The following is a 15,482-nucleotide window of genomic DNA, read 5'->3' as shown; positions in this document are numbered from 1 at the left end:
AAAAATCCAAATGCACAAAAGCGTGGTAAAATACGTTTCCGTGATATTGGAGATTATCTCAATAGAGAAGAAAAGCTCACGATAATTGAAAAATTTAGGAGTATTGATGGCATTACACAGAACAAACAAGGTTGGCAAATAATTACACCGGATAGGCATAATGATTGGCTTGGTCAACGTGATGACAGTTTCAAGACATTCCTAGCTCTAGGTGATAGGAAACCTCATAGTAAAAAACTGTTTGAAATAGTTTCTTTTGGGGTTGTAACCAATCGTGATGCTTGGGCGTATAACTCAAGCCGTGAATCTTTAGCTAAAAATATGCGCAATATGATTAACTTTTATAATAGTGAAGTGAAGCGTTTTAATGATACTTATGCACATGCTGACCATAAGATAAATAAAAATGCTGTAAATAATTTCGTCAATTCCGATGAAAGTAAAATCAGTTGGAGCTATAGTGTTAAACAAGATTTAGTAAAAGGAAAGTTTTTTAAGTTTGAAGATTTATGCCTTATTCAAAGCCTTTATCGTCCTTTTACCAAGCAGTGGCTTTATTATAATCATACTTTTAATGAAGTACTTTATCAAATGCCTCGTATATTCCCAATGGGAAAAGCTGTTGAAAATAAGGTAATACAAATTACAGGTATAGGAGCAAAGAAAGACTTTTCTGTATTGATGACTAAAGCTTTGCCTAATTTAGATACAATTGAAAAAGGAAAATGCTTTCCGCGCTATATTTACGAAGACACTACGGTCTCAAAAAGTAAAAGTGAGAAACAATCCCATTTATTTACAGAAGAAAGTAAAACAGCTGATTTACAGAAGCGTGATGCCATTACTGATGAGGGATTAGCACATTTTAAAGTGGCTTATCCTAATGAAACTATCACTAAAGATGATCTATTCTATTACGTTTATGGAATTTTGCATTCAGAAGATTATCGTGCCCGTTATGCTGATAACCTTTCTAAAGAGTTGCCTCGTATCCCGTGTGTAAAGAGTGCTGATGATTTTTGGAAGTTTGTAACAGCAGGGCGTGAACTAGGTCATTTGCACGTGAATTATGAAAGCATAGAGCCTTATCCAGTGACCTTTAAAAAAGGTAATCCAAAACAGACAGAGATCTCTAATCCTGAGAAATTCTATTATGTGACTGAAATGAAATTCGCAAAAGCAGGTAAAGAGAAAGATAAAACCACTGTTATTTATAATAGCAATATTACCATAACAGATATCCCTCTTGAAGCTTATGAGTATATCGTCAATGGCAAGCCCGCTCTTGAATGGGTTATGGGGCGTCAATGCGTTAAGACTGATAAAAAGAGTGGCATTGTGAATGATGCCAACCGTTATGCTGTTGAAACCGTTGGCAACCCTGCCTACCCTCTAGAGTTATTTCAAAGGGTTATTACCGTAAGTTTAGAAACAATGAAAATCGTAAAAAACTTACCAAATCTGGTATTAAGAGAAACTGAATAACTTATAAAGCATGCTCACATAATGGGTATGTTAACCTTACAAGGGGTATAGAGCTTATAACCATAATCTATACCTCTTTTGTGAAGTTAATTAGATACAATCCTAATATGCGTTATTCTAAAAAGAAATCATTTGCACTTTTAAATACTCTTATTTGGATTGCTTTAAGACTTTTAAGAAACCCACTCTTAAATAGAATTAGATTTTTTTACATTGCCTTTAAAAGATTATACCGTAATCTAAAATGATAGCTTTGTTTAAAGAGAGTTATGTATATTCATTTTCTTATATTACTTATAGGTTTTGAAGGTTTCTCAAACCCTCAAAATACCTTCAAAACCCCTTTTTATATATATTACAGATTGTATTTACGTGTTGTGTGTAATATAGGTTGTTTATTTAAAGCATTAACATATTGAAATATAATAACTTTTATTTTTTGATTGAAAAATAATATATAAAGGGGCGTAAAAGGAACCCTCAAAATACTCAAAATCTTCAAAACTCATAACCATAATGGTCTTGATAGTACTTCTTATGCGTTACAAACTATCTTTTGAAAAGGCTTTAAAGGAGCATATGCTTTTCATAAAGCACGTTTTAATCACTCACTAAAATAATCTATTTTGTCAGTTCAATTTACTGACCACATAACTGACAGGTTTTAATCAATTCACATCATTGGTTATCTTTCAAGATTGTACTCTTGATATGGGTTATGTTTTAAAGATATTAAACTATTGAAATATAATGTTTTTAATTTTTACTCATAAAAAAAATGATATAGGTTCTAAAAAGAACTGACAAAAATGACAAAAGTGTATTAAAAGGGATTTTGCTCATCTCTATAATGATCAGTTTCTATTGAGATGTTTTCATAACAGTCTATAAATCGTAATTATCCTATTTATCGTTTCTCTTATGAAAATGAAAAATGATGCGGTGGCTATAAAGCATATAACAGCTATAGAGAATGCATAAAAACAGCAAGGTTTTATAATCATAATGCAAATGAAAGGGTTGGTTATAAAGACCATCTCTATGAAAAGCTGTTAAGTTGCAAATGTGTTATAAACAAAATTCACAAAAAAATTAAAATTCATTTAGTGAAAAAAACTGATAGGTTATAAAGTTAAAAATACGCACTATGAGAGCGTTTCTAAATATTATCAATGTATAGATTCAGAAAATAACGCAATCGTTTCATAAAGCCCATAATATAGCTTTAAAAGCATATAAATATAAAAGAAGCAATTAATAGGCATAAGATATTATCAATACATAACGTATTTAAAAAATAAAAAAAATATCAAAAAAGATAAAATATTATTTGACAATAAATACGTATTTTGTTATATAAATAATCAAGTGATTGAAAAACACTTAATCGTTAGCGGATTGGTTACGAAACAACCCTTCCCATTCTTTAAAATACTGACTTTCTTTTATGCTACCATTAGCATATAACGATTATGTCGGGTGTGGTTATGCTATACAATACTCTTTATGAGGAAAGCATAACAGCGGACTAACGACCGTGTTTTTCAGCACCCGGCGCCCTTATGGGCTGTTAATGAAAAATTTTAATTTCGTTAGGAAAAAACTATGAAAACTATAGTAAAAAACACCCCCGTTATCTCTAATATTTCAAATGAAACCACGTCTGTTAATCAACAAGAGCCTGCAAAAAAATATGAATTTATTGATGATTGTGAATATATCGATGGTCATTTCTTAACTCGAATTAGAGCCTTAAGAGATTTTGATGATGTCAAAAAAGGCGATTTAGGGGGGTATATTGAAAATGAAAGCAACTTATCTCATGAAGGTAATTGCTGGGTGTATAATAAAGCTCGGGTCTTTCAAAATGCACGCGTCTTTGGAAATGCTAAAGTAAAAAGCTTTTTTGTTGATGTCTATGGTAATGCGCAAATTTATGGGAATGCTATTTTTGAAGGTATGACATTAAAGGACAATGCAAAACTGTCTGGTAATGCGCATGCTAGCAACGCCGTTGTAATTGAAGGCAATGCACAAATTTATGATAACGCCCGTGTCACTGATCATGCTCATATTTCCGATAATGCTGTCATTTGTGATGATGCTCATGTCGGAGGCAATGCAAAAATAAGTGGCTCTGCTTACATTTGTGATGAATCACGTGTTTTTGATGATGCCGTTATTTGTGATGCTCTTATCTCTGGTTCTTCATATATTCATAGCAATGCCTCTTTAACAGCTAATGAAGATATCTGTGATGATGCATATCCTGAGTTTGGGAGCGAAGATGATTATTATCGTCATGAGTATTATGCTGATTTTGAAGGGTATTATGACGATGATAATGACAGCGAATATGAAAGTGATGCTGCGTAAATGACACGCGCGGGCGCGGCGGGGGCGCCCTCCTTTAAACATCTCATTTAAAAATTTAAATCTCTATAAAGGAATTGTGCTCATGCAAAAGAAGTTTGCACTCACAAATGAAACGCGTGTAATTAATAATCATACCCTTTATCGCATTAAAGCATTAAAAGACTTTGCTGATGTTAAAGCAGGTACTTTAGGGGGCTTTATTGAAAAGGAAGATAACCTTTCTCATGATGGTAATTGCTGGGTGTATGATGAGGCTCTTGTGTTTAAAAATGGTCACGTTTATGAAAATGCAAGAGTTTTTGGCAATGCTGTCACTTGTGGTCATATCTATGGTCATGCGCGGGTTTATGACAATGCTAGGGTTTATGAAAATGCTCGTATAGCAAATAACGTGCATGTTTATGAAAATGCCAATATTCATGGCATTGCTGTTATTCGTGAAAATGTCGGCGGGTCTACTAAAATAAAAACCTATACTGAACGTCTCTCTCCTTATGGTGAATTAGAGATTGTCTGGGTCTAATTAATAAAGCAGCGGCGGGGGCGCCCCTCTTTCAAATTTTCCCATTCCAAATTTTATCAAATGTTTATCACATTAAATTGTGAGGGTATCTCTATGTGCAAAAAATACGAATTAACCAGTGAAATCAAAAAAATCAAACATGCTCTTACTCGAAATATTATAAACCTTTATCGCATTAAAGCTTTAAAAGATTTTGATGATGTAAAGGCGGGTGCTTTAGGCGGCTTTATTGAAAAGGAAGTTAACCTATCCCATGATGGTAATTGCTGGGTGTATGATGAGGCTTGTGTCTATGGTCATGCAAGAGTGTATGAAAATGCAAAAATACGCCATTTTTCTCAAGTCTGTGGTCAAGTTTATGGCAATGCTGAGGTCTATGGAAAAGCTTTTATCTCTCAATATGCTAAAGTTTATGACCATGCTTTTGTCTATGGCAATGCTCATGTTTATGGCAATATTTATGGTAATGCTCATGTGAATGGTAGTGCCCGCATTCTTGCTGATGCTCATATTTATGATCATGCGCATGTTTCTTATGATGCTACGGTTTTTAGTTATGCACGCGTTTATGGTCATGCCAAGGTTTGTGGCTCTGCTTGCATTTATAGCCATGCAAAAGTTTATAATTATGCTGTTATTAATGGTCGTGCTAAAATTTATGGCAAGGTTTATGGGAATGCTTGTGTGAGTGGCTCTTGTGAGATCTATGGCTCTGTTTATGGCAATGCAAAAATCTCATATTGTGCAACGATCTGGGGGCGTGTTTATGGCAATGCAAAAATCAATAAAAAAAGCAAAGTAAGGTTGGTTCCCAAAAATTGTGAGGTGTATGAAAGGGATAAGCTTGTCAATATAACTGATAAAACAGAATAAAAGCAGGTATGGGGGGCGTGCATTCTTTATGGTTATAAACGCATATAAAATGCATTGCTATAAACATATCATAAAAGAGAGAGTAACATAAAAAAAGCCGTGTCAAATGATATGACGCGGCTTTCAAATAGCGTTTCTTATTGATTAAAATGAATCATCCACAATGGAGTAATGAATGCATATATACAAAACGTATCATATTGCAAGCGCTCTATGAGAGATATGAAAACTTATCAAAAGAAACGTAAATGTGCGTATGATCTTTAATCACTCATTTGAATGAGAGAGCCTATAAAACGCTTGTTATGGCTATCAAACGTATCAAACAAATCAAAACGCTCGGTAGCTTTAACAATCCAATCAAAAGCAAATGCATATTAAGTGAATGTCTTGTAAAAACGTTCTTTTTAGCTCGCAAGCATTGGTTTTCAAAAGCAGCTTTTCATAAAACAAATAAACAATTATGATTTTTTGTTACCATTTTTATCAAGTCAATTTTATTAATAATAGTTATTAAAAAATCACAAAATTAGAATAACCACTTGAAAATATACCCATATGGGTATATTAATAATCATGGGTAAAATAAAACGTATCATATGGCTTGGTTCTTCACTCAAAGATATAAAAAGTCTTCCTGATCTTATTCAACAAAGGATTGGTTATGCTCTTTATCTTGCTCAGATAGGAGATAGAGGAGAAAATGTTAAGGTTCTCAAGGGGTTTGGATCTGCCAATGTTCTAGAAATTATTGAACGCGATATTCAAGGAACTTATCGCGCTGTTTATACGATACAATATAAAAAATCTCTTTATGTGTTGCATTGTTTTCAGAAAAAATCGACCCGTGGCATTGCAACAGCAAAACCAGACATTAATCTGATTAAAGAACGTCTCAAGTTAGCAGAACAATTAGAAGGGAATTAAAATGATCAATGTTTTTCACGGTAGTTCCAATGTTTATGCGGATCTTGGCTTTTCAGATTCCAGAGAGATGCTTATCAAAGCGCAACTTGCTCATAAGATTAGTCAAATTCTGAAAGAAAAGAACTTAACACAAAAACAGGCTAGTCAACTTTTGAAAATGACTCAACCAAAACTGTCTAAACTCTTAAGTGGAGAATTTCGAGGAATTAGTGAAATGAAAATGCTTGAGTGTTTGGCAAAATTGGGAAACGATATAAAGATTATTGTTAATCCGAAAGAAGTTAAAACGCTTGAAGGACATTTTGAAGTTGTTTTTTCTTCTTAAACTTCTTTATGATTAGCTTTTTTGGATCTATTCATGCATGGCAATCTTATATAAAAAATAGTCAAATGAATCACGTATAAAAGTGTGGATTCTTGAGTGGATTCATATAAAATAATTACAAACAAACTATTGACTTTATTGTATTTTTGTTTATAATGTCCTTCAACAAGCGTGACCATCCGACGACCGTTTTCAACATCAATGCCCTTCTCATCACTGTAATAATCAAGATCATTATGGTGAACACCTTCATGAGAGCTCCCATCCCTTGCCCAATCTGCACTCAGCTCTGTCCAATGGGCTTTGGGAAACATCTGCTTGGCTACTTCCAAAGGCTTGCGGTCGACATACCACATGCGTTGTGCATCGGTTAAATTTGGTTGCACCGCTGCACTATCCCAAACCATTTTTAAAGGATCTAAACGCGTAATAACCGGTTCACCATCTATACTGTTCTCATAATCAAGCCGCGTATCGGTCCACCCCATGCCGCAGATGACAGCGTCTTGGAAAGCATCACTATCTGCATATTCAGCATGCGCTACATCTCTAAACCATTCTGCTGCTCCTGTAAGCAATTCACTTGGCAATGCCTTGCCTATTTGACGGGGAATGAATTGCACCTCTCGTTTATTGTTACGCTCTGAACCCACAACGGCATTAACCAATGGTGCAATGCGATTAAACGTCATAACGGGGCGGCGTTGTTCTTTTAAAGCCGCTAAATCTTGATCATTCCACTGATCACCATTGTAAAATTGAAAATCCTCCCTTGCATGTTCACGCCATTTGTTCACATGCTCAACATCTTCTTTGTACCAACCCACAAGCTTGCGAAACAAACCTTCTGTCGACAGATCTGATGCGTTACTTTCTTTCTCTAAATGCTCTTCATCATCCATCATTCTGCCATCCATGACGTACTTTCATAAGTTTCTCTACCGCTATAAGCTGGTCTCTTTACTATTTCTTTTGGTGGTTGGTATGAAATGCACATCAATCCAAAGGCATCTGCACCATGACTGGACCAATCATGTTCTGCCCCCAAACCTATATTGCGCTTCTCATCCCATTTCTCGTGATACCAGTTCAGTGCCTTACGCCCCGCTACCGTCGTCTCCTCGTTAAACCATACTGATGACAAAACACGACGGACTGTTTCTATACGTATTTTGACAGCACCAGCTCCTTGATTAGGAATAACTTTTGTTTGAAACCCTGCCTGTTTAAGAGCACTCTCAAAACTCACATTGTGCACACGGTCTCTGGTCGCACCATCATGGGGTAACACCATCAACGCCTTCTCATAACCGTTTTGACGCAACCAGCCTACATGCTCTGATAGCGGTTGTCCCTGTGCTTCGTAATAATTAAGCACTCTGATCTCTCTGCCAACAAATTGCGCTATCCATATCGCCGTGGCATCTGCCTTGGCGCCTGTGCCCCCGATATCCCAAAAGGCGCGTATCTGCATTAAAGGATCACGCGCAACACGCCCTATCCGCCCCTCTTGCTCGGCTGCCAACATTTCCCTCTGATAATAAGCGCCTTGAACTGCTGTAAGATAAGCCCCCTCCCATATATGCTTATAGGTCTCGGGGCGGTTTCTCAGATCATCAAGCCGCGCTTCATTCAAGATCTTAGGAAACTTCGGATTGTCTGACCAATTGATCTCTACACGCTTAATGGCTTCATTGTCTGAAAAGCGAAACCGCTTCTCAACGGGGGCATTCTCTCGCAACGGGTTCCATGTGACCCATAACTCTGCTCGCCACCCCTCGCCTTCTTCACGCAAAGTCGGTATAAGCGTCTGCCAAGCCGTCTCTGTCACGGGCTCTGCCTCATCAACCCAACAAAGCAAAATACGCCCCATCGATTTAATGCTCGCAATATTACGGTCTAGTCCAGAAAACTGAAAGGCTATACGACCATCTATCGATTTAATCGACGACTCCCCAACCTTGTAATAGTCCTTTAAAAAGTCGTGCGCTTCAATGGCGCGCTTAATCTCCTCCAATGAACTCTCTGCTAGCGAATTCTGAAACTGACGTGCACAAAGAATGGTCCCCGATATCCCCTGCATACCAAATTGATAGCCTTTTAAAGCAGCCATCAAGGCAAATGATCTTGTCTTTCCAGACCCTCGTCCACCCCACGCCGCTCGTACCAAAGCGTCTCCTGTAAAAATAGGAATGAGTTTTGGTACAATCTTAATCTGTCTTGTCGTCATTCATTGTTAAAGGAGCAATTTCTACACGCCCTATGATCTTAATCGCGCCCCCATCTTCCCCCGTCACTTGCAAAGGCAACACCTTCCCAAGCAACGCTAAATAAGCAGCGGGGCATTCCATAGCCTGCTTTTCCAAATAAGAGATCAAACCATCCTTGCCAATTTTATTCCCAGCATTCTCAGCAGCCTTAACCACTGCTTCTTTTAAAATGCGCGTCACTTTATTTGGAACGCCTTTGACACGCCCTTGACCTGCCTTTGGTGGTATACGCTTTTTAATCGGTTGTGGAGCCTGTTCTGTATTTTGTGATGTCATAAAATACACCCTCCAGATAATAAAAAACCCCGCATTTGCGGGGATTTTGAACTGTACCACACCCTCATTTAGATACAGTACGACCAGTGCCGTATTTGTCATTAAATACGATTTGCTACACTTTGTCAACATAAAAATAACACATATTGATAATTTCAAAGGGAATCGGTTAAACAGCGCTTATGAATAATTAAGGATCCAAAATAATGAAATCATTATCCATAACACGCATCATAACATTTATAGCTTTCTTTTCTATATCAGCGCTACCTGCATCAGCGTCATTTGGATTTATAGACAAATTGACGCGTATGTTTACAAGTGTAGATACTAAAGAGAAGTATAATCAACTTTACAACAAATACGTAAGTGAATCATATATTGGCTCTATGCATTCTGAAAAGATACGCAAAGCAGAAGAACTTTCACTCAGAAATGGCGGAGAATATTCGTTTTTTAAACAGGAATATATATTGTATCGTCACATATTCGTTGTTGGTTGTGCATCCATTGTGAGTTTATTGCGGGGTGATTATAATAAGGAGATGTCGCAAATGGATCTACCCAATGTAATAAAGCGTTTACGCGATGAATATGATTGGAGTGAAAGCGATTTTATGTGGGCATACGACTTGGTCAATGATAACGAGGATCCAATGATTTATTATGCAAAAAAATTTATGACGGCTATAGAAAAGCGTTCCGATTTAAGAAAAGAACAAGTAAATAACATAGTATCTCAAGTGAAAAGAAATGATCATAAAGGTTTAAAGGAATCCATTGAATTTTGCAGAAACTTACAAACGATATACAATATAATGAAACCGTAATAGAGATTGTCATTTAACGATCAAAATGTTTCTGAAGCACATTAAGAGCAACGCGTAATGAATTCACAAGGTGTGGTAGCATTTGATCTTCTATAACGAGGGACTGTAACGCAGCATAAAGATTATACAGTCTATAGAGACATTGGGCTTCTTTTAGTATATCTTGTACGGCTTGATAGTGATTTGTTGCTTTTTGAACCCATTGTTCAAAGCTATCTGGATCTGAATTTGTAGACACATCATCATAAATTGCATTAGGCAAGCCCTTTGCACAAAGGTAATTATTTCTTATCTGTAAGTACTGTTGCGCGGCATCATATTGCTCTTGAGTAATCACGCCTTGCAAACAAAGACGCCCGATATAGGTACCAGAAAGTGGATTTTTTGCCTCCTGTAGCGTTAAACCGAAGCGCTTTGCACGCATTTCTATTGCCAATTTATCAACGGCTTCACGCGGTGTTTTGCAACGTGATATACGTCCGTTTGGTTCTCTTACCTGCCCTGCTATTTTAGGGCGTCCCCTCTTTTTGTTTTTTTTCACTTATGTCCTCAGATGTCTGTTTAATATCTTGCCAAATTCTCTCTGATCTTGACCATGAAATTCGATTTAAAAAGAACAATAAAACCACTAAAATGCATATTACAGCAGCAACACCTAACTTAAGTTTTAAGTGACTTTGATCCCAAGAAAGTTTTAAGAGCAGAATGAAAAGTGTACTCAATAAAGCACCCATCACTATACTGTAATAACTCATTGATGTAGATGACATACAATCTCTTAACAGCTCTATATCATTCTCTGTAAGCATATAAACGGGTTCAGATTCTTCTGTACTAACCCTAGACTTCTTTTTACTATCCATTAAAGCACCTTCTGTTTAAAAAGGAACGCTATCATTCATAACGGTATGAGATGTATCAAGAGGCTTGTGAAAGCTTCTGTCATAAGCAGATGACTGATCTTGATTATCATCATTTTTGCCATCTAAGAGCTTTAACTCGCCTTTGTACTGAGGCAATATGACTTCTGTTACATACCGATCAATACCATTTTTATCTTGCCATTTACGGGTTTGTAGTCGCCCCTCGATATAAACTTTGCTGCCTTTATTGAGATACTGGAGTGCTATTTTTGCAAGATGTGGATTAAACACCACAATGGAATGCCATTCTGTTTTGTCTACTTTCTTATTGGTTGCCTTGTCTGTATAGCTCTCAAACGTTGCCATTCGAAAATTGACCACCTCGATGCCAGTTGACATTGTTTTGCTTTCTGGATTAGCACCTAAATAGCCAATTAAAATCACTTTATTAAGCATGTTTGTAAGTTCCATTAAATGATGGAAAGATCATAACATACTTTATGTGTTTTTACAATGTTTTCAATAAATAATAACAATATTCTTATGTAAAAGATTAAGATCTAAAAGCTGTTTTTTATTGCCTTTTGATACGTTTTGTGCAATAAAGAGATATTCGTATACTTTCGAATAACAAGACAACAGACGTGCATTGCAAAACAGAAGCCGTGTCAAGAAATTGGCACGGCTTTAATGCATTTAAATTCAAATGGAATAGAGAAAATTAACCTCTATCATAAAAGAAAGCCCCGTTACGTAAAACATAACAAGGCTTTCACGACTTTATCAATTTCTCAAGTTAATATAATAAGTAGCACATTATGTATCAAATTACAAGCGTTAATATACAAAAACCGTGTCAAAATTAACTGACACGGCTTTGTTTTATAGCGATTTTCAAAGAGTCTTTTCAACCTAAAGAACGGCGAAAATGCAACGCTAGAATAACGCTGCGAGTTAAGGATAGCATGAAGTATTTTAAGATGCAATTTGAAAAAAATTACTTGCGTTTATACACAAAATATGTAATTTATCAGTCAGTTCATAGTAACTAATCCTTGTTGGTTAAAGTTTTTTAATATAAAAGCCGTATCAATTCATTTTGATGCGGTTTTTATATTAAGGCTTGCGATTTTATACGTTTTGTGTAATAAAGAGGCATCTTTCAGAATTAAAACATAGATCATAAAAAGCTGCGTCTTTACAGGACACAGCTTTTTTGTTAATTATTGCATATTTCCATAGATTTGCTCTCTTAAGCAAGCTAATCCTTTGGAAGTGATTTTAGTTGATGGTACGGTTTTTTCTGTACCATCATTTTTTTGAATAGTAATGGCTGTACAATCCATTAATCCTTTTTGGATTTTATCTTGATAAGGCAATAATGGACCGCTTGGTACTCTTTTGTAAACCCAACCATATCTTCGTAAGTAATCTGATAAATCTTTAGGCCTTACTTCCAATATTTTTGCAGCATCTATAATACCAAACAAGCCGTCGGAACGTTTTAAACCATCAAGAGCTATTGCTTTTGGTTTGAGTGTATTCACTTCGTTTCTTAAGTTTTCTATTTGTGTAACACTTTCTAAAAGCAGTTTCTTAACAAAGAGAGGGTTTTCTAAAGCACTTGCTAAATCTGTTTTCTTTTCTAATTCCTGCCACTGGTCAATTATTTTTGCACGCAAGGTAGTGCTGTAACCCGAAACGAGGATTAGGCATTCACGCTTTGGAAGAAGATATTCAGTTTTCTTGCGATTCATGCTATCAAAAAAGATGCCCTCAAATTTGAGGATATCTTTTTCATCATACAATTCAAGCAAAATATTCTTGATATCACGCATAACATTATCATGCCGTTTACCACACAATTCTGCGATTTCACGACTAGACATGGTTTGAATGCTATCATCTATTTTGATTTGATTTACGTTTGTTAAATTTGTTTGATTTATGTTAATTAAATATTGTGACATGATACTGTCCTCTGTGAAGTTATGTTGTTTTCCATTGACACACAATAAAGAATGCCGGGTGCTGAAAAACACGGTTCACAGTCCGTCGTTACGCTTTTCCCTCGAAAGGGTATTGTATGGCATAACCACACCCGACAATCCCCTCTATATGCTATAAAGCATACTTGAGTCAAAACTTTACAATTTGCAGAGGAGATATTGATTATAAACCCCGTCCTCTGTGAACTTTAAGTGTTTTTCAAGTACTTACTGATTCGTTTAACAAAGTGATTCCATTGTTGTCAATATGTATTTTACTATTTTTTAACTTTTTTCATTTCGATACTTATCTTATTGAATCTAAAGTTAAAAAGCAGGCGCCCCCGCCGCGCCCGCGCGTTATTTAAGCAGCCTCATTTAGGCTATGCACATTATCAAAAATAGGATTATAAGTTTTTAGCAATGAAACTATTGATTCAATTGGTTCGGATTGACCGAATTCTGTCATAATTGCTAAAATTTTTGTGAAATTTGGAATTTCGTTTTGTAATTTAAAAAACAAGACTTTCTCAAGAGCAGCCATAAGTTCCACTAAAGAAACGTGATATTCATTTTCAGTATCAATATCAATATCATCACTATTTGCTTCTTTACACACCACCATCCACAAATCACATAAGAAATCAGTGGTAATATCAATTTCGTTTTTTGTCATTTTAATTGCTTTCTTATCAATAAAAAAGTTTTTGATTAACAACCCATAAGGGCGCCGGGTGCTCAAAAACACGGTGATAAGTCCGTCGTCACACTTTTCTCATAAAGAGTATTGTATGGTGTGACCACACCCGACATAATCATTATACGCTCTTAAAGCATAAAAGAAAGTCAGTATCTTAAAGAAATGGGAGAAACCTTTTCGTGGTTTACCCGCCTATCACAAGTGTTTTCGAAGCACTTGCCAACATTAATAAACGACCTTTCCTTTAAAGTCAATACGTATTTTTTATTTTTTTCACTTTTTTTCATTTTGATATCTACCTAATTGAATATCAAGTGCTTTCTCTAGCTCGTTGTCTATATCATCATAAGTTTTCACTGCTTTAACTGTACGTTTTTTGATTTCCCTATTCACCTCGTCTATCAACGCTTCACAACTCAAAACGCTTCTTGGCAAATCGCCCCCATAAATCCATGCTTTCACTTGAGCCTTGGTACTGTAATCAACTTTACAAGGCATTGATTTATAATAATAATTCACTGTTCTGTATGTTGAATGAGAGTCTCGAATATCGTAAGAGTCTCTCATTTCAAAGCTGTTTATCTTGAATCAATCAAAACCACTCATTTGCACATAACAAGTGGGATGAGTGTATGGATCAAATTTGTATAAGAAAGGAATAAAAATGGCTCTTATGAACCGTCTTAATGCAAGATCTGTCGCAACATTGGGGGCTGGCAAATATAATGATGGTGCCGGCTTGTTACTTCATAAGCGTAAAGATGGAGGTGCTCAATGGATTTACCGTTTTACCATTCATGGGCGGCGCCGTGAAATGGGCTTGGGTGCTTTAAGAGATGTTTCTTTAAAACAAGCCCGTGAATTGGCAAATCAATGGCGCTCTGTTTTACGTGAAGGGCGTGATCCTATTAAAGAACGTGAGAAACAAAAGCGTGAGGCAATAAGCAATCTTCATTATTTAAAAGATATTGCCTTGGATACTTTTGAAACTCGTAAAGCTGAATTAAAAGGGGATGGGAAAGATGGACATTGGTTTTCGCCTTTACAACTTCATATTCTCCCTAAATTAGGTTGTCTTCCTGTGTCAGAGATTACACAAACAGAAATACGTAATACACTTGCCCCTATCTGGCATACAAAAGCTGGAGCTGCTCGGACAGCATTGATACGTCTCAAACTTTGTCTCAAACATGCTGCTGCATTAGGTTTGGATGTTGATTTACAAGCAACAGAAAAAGCACGCGCTCTTTTAGGAAAACAACGCCATAAAGTCAAAAATTTACCTGCAATGGATTGGAAAGATATACCAGCTTTTTATCAAACACTTTGCGAAGCATCAACCCTAACACAACTGGCTTTGCGTTTGCTTATCCTTACAGGGGTTCGCTCTAACCCTTTACGTCATATTCATAAAGATCAAGTTGATGGCGATATATGGACAATCCCTGCTGAAAATATGAAAGGAAAGCGTGATACTACAAAAGAGTTTCGTGTGCCCTTATCATCTGAAGCATTAGACATTTTAAAACAAGCGCGCTCACTTTCTCGCAATGATTTCTTCTTTTCTGCAACCGGTCGCGGTCCCCTTGCTACGAAGTGTATGGCTCAATACATGAGAGACAATAAACTTGAAGCCTGCCCCCATGGATTTCGCTCTAGTTTACGCGATTGGCTCGCTGAAACAACCGATGCCCCCTATGAGGTTGCTGAAACAATTCTAAGTCATACAGTCGGAGGACAAGTAGAGCGTGCCTATCGTCGTACTGATTATTTAGAACAGCGCCGCGTTTATATGGATAAATGGGCGGCTTATGTCACGGGTCAATCTTAAGATATGGAGTGCATAACCCCATGATCTGTGGATAACTTTCTCTCTCTTCTCTCTCATTCTTTCTCAATAAGAGTCATAAATTATCACATCAAAAATTGTATGATAAAATATTGTTTTCTATAAATAAAACATCTTTCCAAATGAACCAAAATGTGGTTAATAAATAGTTATGATTTGTTACCATTTTTTGATAGAAAGGATTTTAGTATGACAGA

Annotated in this window: 15 protein-coding genes and 2 pseudogenes; 8 read left to right on the top strand and 9 right to left on the bottom strand. The window is 36.2% G+C overall.

The window, feature by feature from the left end; translation table 11 throughout:
• The 6 genes from ACFINU_RS07925 to ACFINU_RS07900 form a co-directional block, all read left to right on the top strand.
• Positions 1–1,485: type ISP restriction/modification enzyme (locus ACFINU_RS07925; RefSeq protein ID WP_375667530.1), on the top strand; the 1,485-nt coding region annotated here is incomplete at its 5' end.
• A 1,605-nt stretch (positions 1,486–3,090) separates the two neighbouring features.
• Positions 3,091–3,861: a hypothetical protein gene (locus ACFINU_RS07920; RefSeq protein WP_375618704.1), complete on the top strand. Its 771-nt coding sequence runs from the start codon at positions 3,091–3,093 to the stop codon at positions 3,859–3,861.
• Positions 3,862–3,943: 82 nt separating this feature from the next.
• A complete protein-coding gene (locus ACFINU_RS07915; protein ID WP_375609542.1) occupies positions 3,944–4,384 on the top strand; it encodes a hypothetical protein in 441 nt (146 codons plus the stop codon).
• Between the two features lie 93 nt (positions 4,385–4,477).
• Entirely contained in the window at positions 4,478–5,257 is a 780-nt protein-coding gene (locus ACFINU_RS07910) for a hypothetical protein (RefSeq protein ID WP_375667528.1), read from the top strand.
• A 576-nt stretch (positions 5,258–5,833) separates the two neighbouring features.
• Positions 5,834–6,184 (top strand): type II toxin-antitoxin system RelE/ParE family toxin, encoded by a 351-nt coding sequence (locus tag ACFINU_RS07905; protein ID WP_375618702.1) that lies wholly within the window; start codon positions 5,834–5,836, stop codon positions 6,182–6,184.
• A gap of 1 nt (position 6,185) precedes the next feature.
• The gene (locus ACFINU_RS07900; protein WP_015856199.1) at positions 6,186–6,509 is read left to right on the top strand and encodes a helix-turn-helix domain-containing protein; all 324 of its coding nucleotides are present in this window, start codon (positions 6,186–6,188) and stop codon (positions 6,507–6,509) included.
• A gap of 157 nt (positions 6,510–6,666) precedes the next feature.
• Here the strand turns inward: ACFINU_RS07900 and ACFINU_RS07895 are convergent.
• From ACFINU_RS07895 to ACFINU_RS07885, 3 genes and pseudogenes are all read right to left on the bottom strand, one after another.
• Positions 6,667–7,426 (bottom strand): annotated as a pseudogene (locus ACFINU_RS07895) (portal protein); the annotation flags it as partial.
• A complete protein-coding gene (locus tag ACFINU_RS07890) occupies positions 7,411–8,739 on the bottom strand; it encodes a PBSX family phage terminase large subunit (RefSeq protein WP_375618701.1) in 1,329 nt (442 codons plus the stop codon). The gene ACFINU_RS07890 and the pseudogene ACFINU_RS07895, both read right to left, overlap by 16 nt.
• A complete protein-coding gene (locus tag ACFINU_RS07885) occupies positions 8,720–9,055 on the bottom strand; it encodes a hypothetical protein (RefSeq protein WP_375607482.1) in 336 nt (111 codons plus the stop codon). Before ACFINU_RS07885 ends, ACFINU_RS07890 begins: the two co-directional genes overlap by 20 nt.
• 206 nt (positions 9,056–9,261) lie before the next feature.
• Here ACFINU_RS07885 and ACFINU_RS07880 point away from each other — a divergent pair, with 206 nt between their 5' ends.
• Positions 9,262–9,885 (top strand): hypothetical protein, encoded by a 624-nt coding sequence (locus ACFINU_RS07880; RefSeq protein ID WP_375618700.1) that lies wholly within the window; start codon positions 9,262–9,264, stop codon positions 9,883–9,885.
• Positions 9,886–9,898: 13 nt separating this feature from the next.
• On the opposite strand, the gene ACFINU_RS07875 is transcribed toward ACFINU_RS07880, so the two are convergent.
• The 6 genes and pseudogenes from ACFINU_RS07875 to ACFINU_RS07850 all read right to left on the bottom strand — a co-directional run.
• Positions 9,899–10,426 (bottom strand): hypothetical protein, encoded by a 528-nt coding sequence (locus ACFINU_RS07875; protein WP_375618699.1) that lies wholly within the window; start codon positions 10,424–10,426, stop codon positions 9,899–9,901.
• Positions 10,395–10,748: a hypothetical protein gene (locus ACFINU_RS07870; protein ID WP_375613771.1), complete on the bottom strand. Its 354-nt coding sequence runs from the start codon at positions 10,746–10,748 to the stop codon at positions 10,395–10,397. Before ACFINU_RS07870 ends, ACFINU_RS07875 begins: the two co-directional genes overlap by 32 nt.
• A 15-nt stretch (positions 10,749–10,763) precedes the next feature.
• Positions 10,764–11,204, bottom strand: coding sequence for a single-stranded DNA-binding protein (gene ssb, locus ACFINU_RS07865; protein WP_375618698.1), 441 nt, complete (start codon positions 11,202–11,204; stop codon positions 10,764–10,766).
• Positions 11,205–11,971: 767 nt separating this feature from the next.
• Entirely contained in the window at positions 11,972–12,718 is a 747-nt protein-coding gene (locus ACFINU_RS07860) for a phage antirepressor KilAC domain-containing protein (RefSeq protein WP_375618697.1), read from the bottom strand.
• Positions 12,719–13,100: 382 nt separating this feature from the next.
• Positions 13,101–13,412, bottom strand: a complete 312-nt coding sequence (locus ACFINU_RS07855; protein ID WP_375618696.1) for a hypothetical protein — start codon at positions 13,410–13,412, stop codon at positions 13,101–13,103.
• 297 nt (positions 13,413–13,709) lie between these two features.
• Positions 13,710–13,943, bottom strand: a pseudogene (locus tag ACFINU_RS07850) (hypothetical protein); the annotation flags it as partial.
• 157 nt (positions 13,944–14,100) lie between these two features.
• Between ACFINU_RS07850 and ACFINU_RS07845 the strand changes: the two are divergent.
• The gene (locus ACFINU_RS07845; RefSeq protein WP_375667525.1) at positions 14,101–15,267 is read left to right on the top strand and encodes a tyrosine-type recombinase/integrase; all 1,167 of its coding nucleotides are present in this window, start codon (positions 14,101–14,103) and stop codon (positions 15,265–15,267) included.
• Positions 15,268–15,482 lie beyond the last annotated feature (215 nt).

It is taken from the genome of Bartonella sp. AC130YNZD (genome assembly GCF_042196865.1).
Classification (GTDB): Bacteria; Pseudomonadota; Alphaproteobacteria; order Rhizobiales; family Rhizobiaceae; genus Bartonella.
This window is presented reverse-complemented; position numbering and strand designations above follow the sequence as displayed.

Coding starts and splice junctions, on each gene's coding strand:
- ACFINU_RS07920 (WP_375618704.1), top strand. CDS start 3,091: ATGAAAACTATAGTAAAAAACACCCCCGTTATCTCTAATATTTCAAAT.
- ACFINU_RS07915 (WP_375609542.1), top strand. CDS start 3,944: ATGCAAAAGAAGTTTGCACTCACAAATGAAACGCGTGTAATTAATAAT.
- ACFINU_RS07910 (WP_375667528.1), top strand. CDS start 4,478: ATGTGCAAAAAATACGAATTAACCAGTGAAATCAAAAAAATCAAACAT.
- ACFINU_RS07905 (WP_375618702.1), top strand. CDS start 5,834: ATGGGTAAAATAAAACGTATCATATGGCTTGGTTCTTCACTCAAAGAT.
- ACFINU_RS07900 (WP_015856199.1), top strand. CDS start 6,186: ATGATCAATGTTTTTCACGGTAGTTCCAATGTTTATGCGGATCTTGGC.
- ACFINU_RS07890 (WP_375618701.1), bottom strand. CDS start 8,739: ATGACGACAAGACAGATTAAGATTGTACCAAAACTCATTCCTATTTTT.
- ACFINU_RS07885 (WP_375607482.1), bottom strand. CDS start 9,055: ATGACATCACAAAATACAGAACAGGCTCCACAACCGATTAAAAAGCGT.
- ACFINU_RS07880 (WP_375618700.1), top strand. CDS start 9,262: ATGAAATCATTATCCATAACACGCATCATAACATTTATAGCTTTCTTT.
- ACFINU_RS07870 (WP_375613771.1), bottom strand. CDS start 10,748: ATGGATAGTAAAAAGAAGTCTAGGGTTAGTACAGAAGAATCTGAACCC.
- ssb (WP_375618698.1), bottom strand. CDS start 11,204: ATGCTTAATAAAGTGATTTTAATTGGCTATTTAGGTGCTAATCCAGAA.
- ACFINU_RS07860 (WP_375618697.1), bottom strand. CDS start 12,718: ATGTCACAATATTTAATTAACATAAATCAAACAAATTTAACAAACGTA.
- ACFINU_RS07855 (WP_375618696.1), bottom strand. CDS start 13,412: ATGACAAAAAACGAAATTGATATTACCACTGATTTCTTATGTGATTTG.
- ACFINU_RS07845 (WP_375667525.1), top strand. CDS start 14,101: ATGGCTCTTATGAACCGTCTTAATGCAAGATCTGTCGCAACATTGGGG.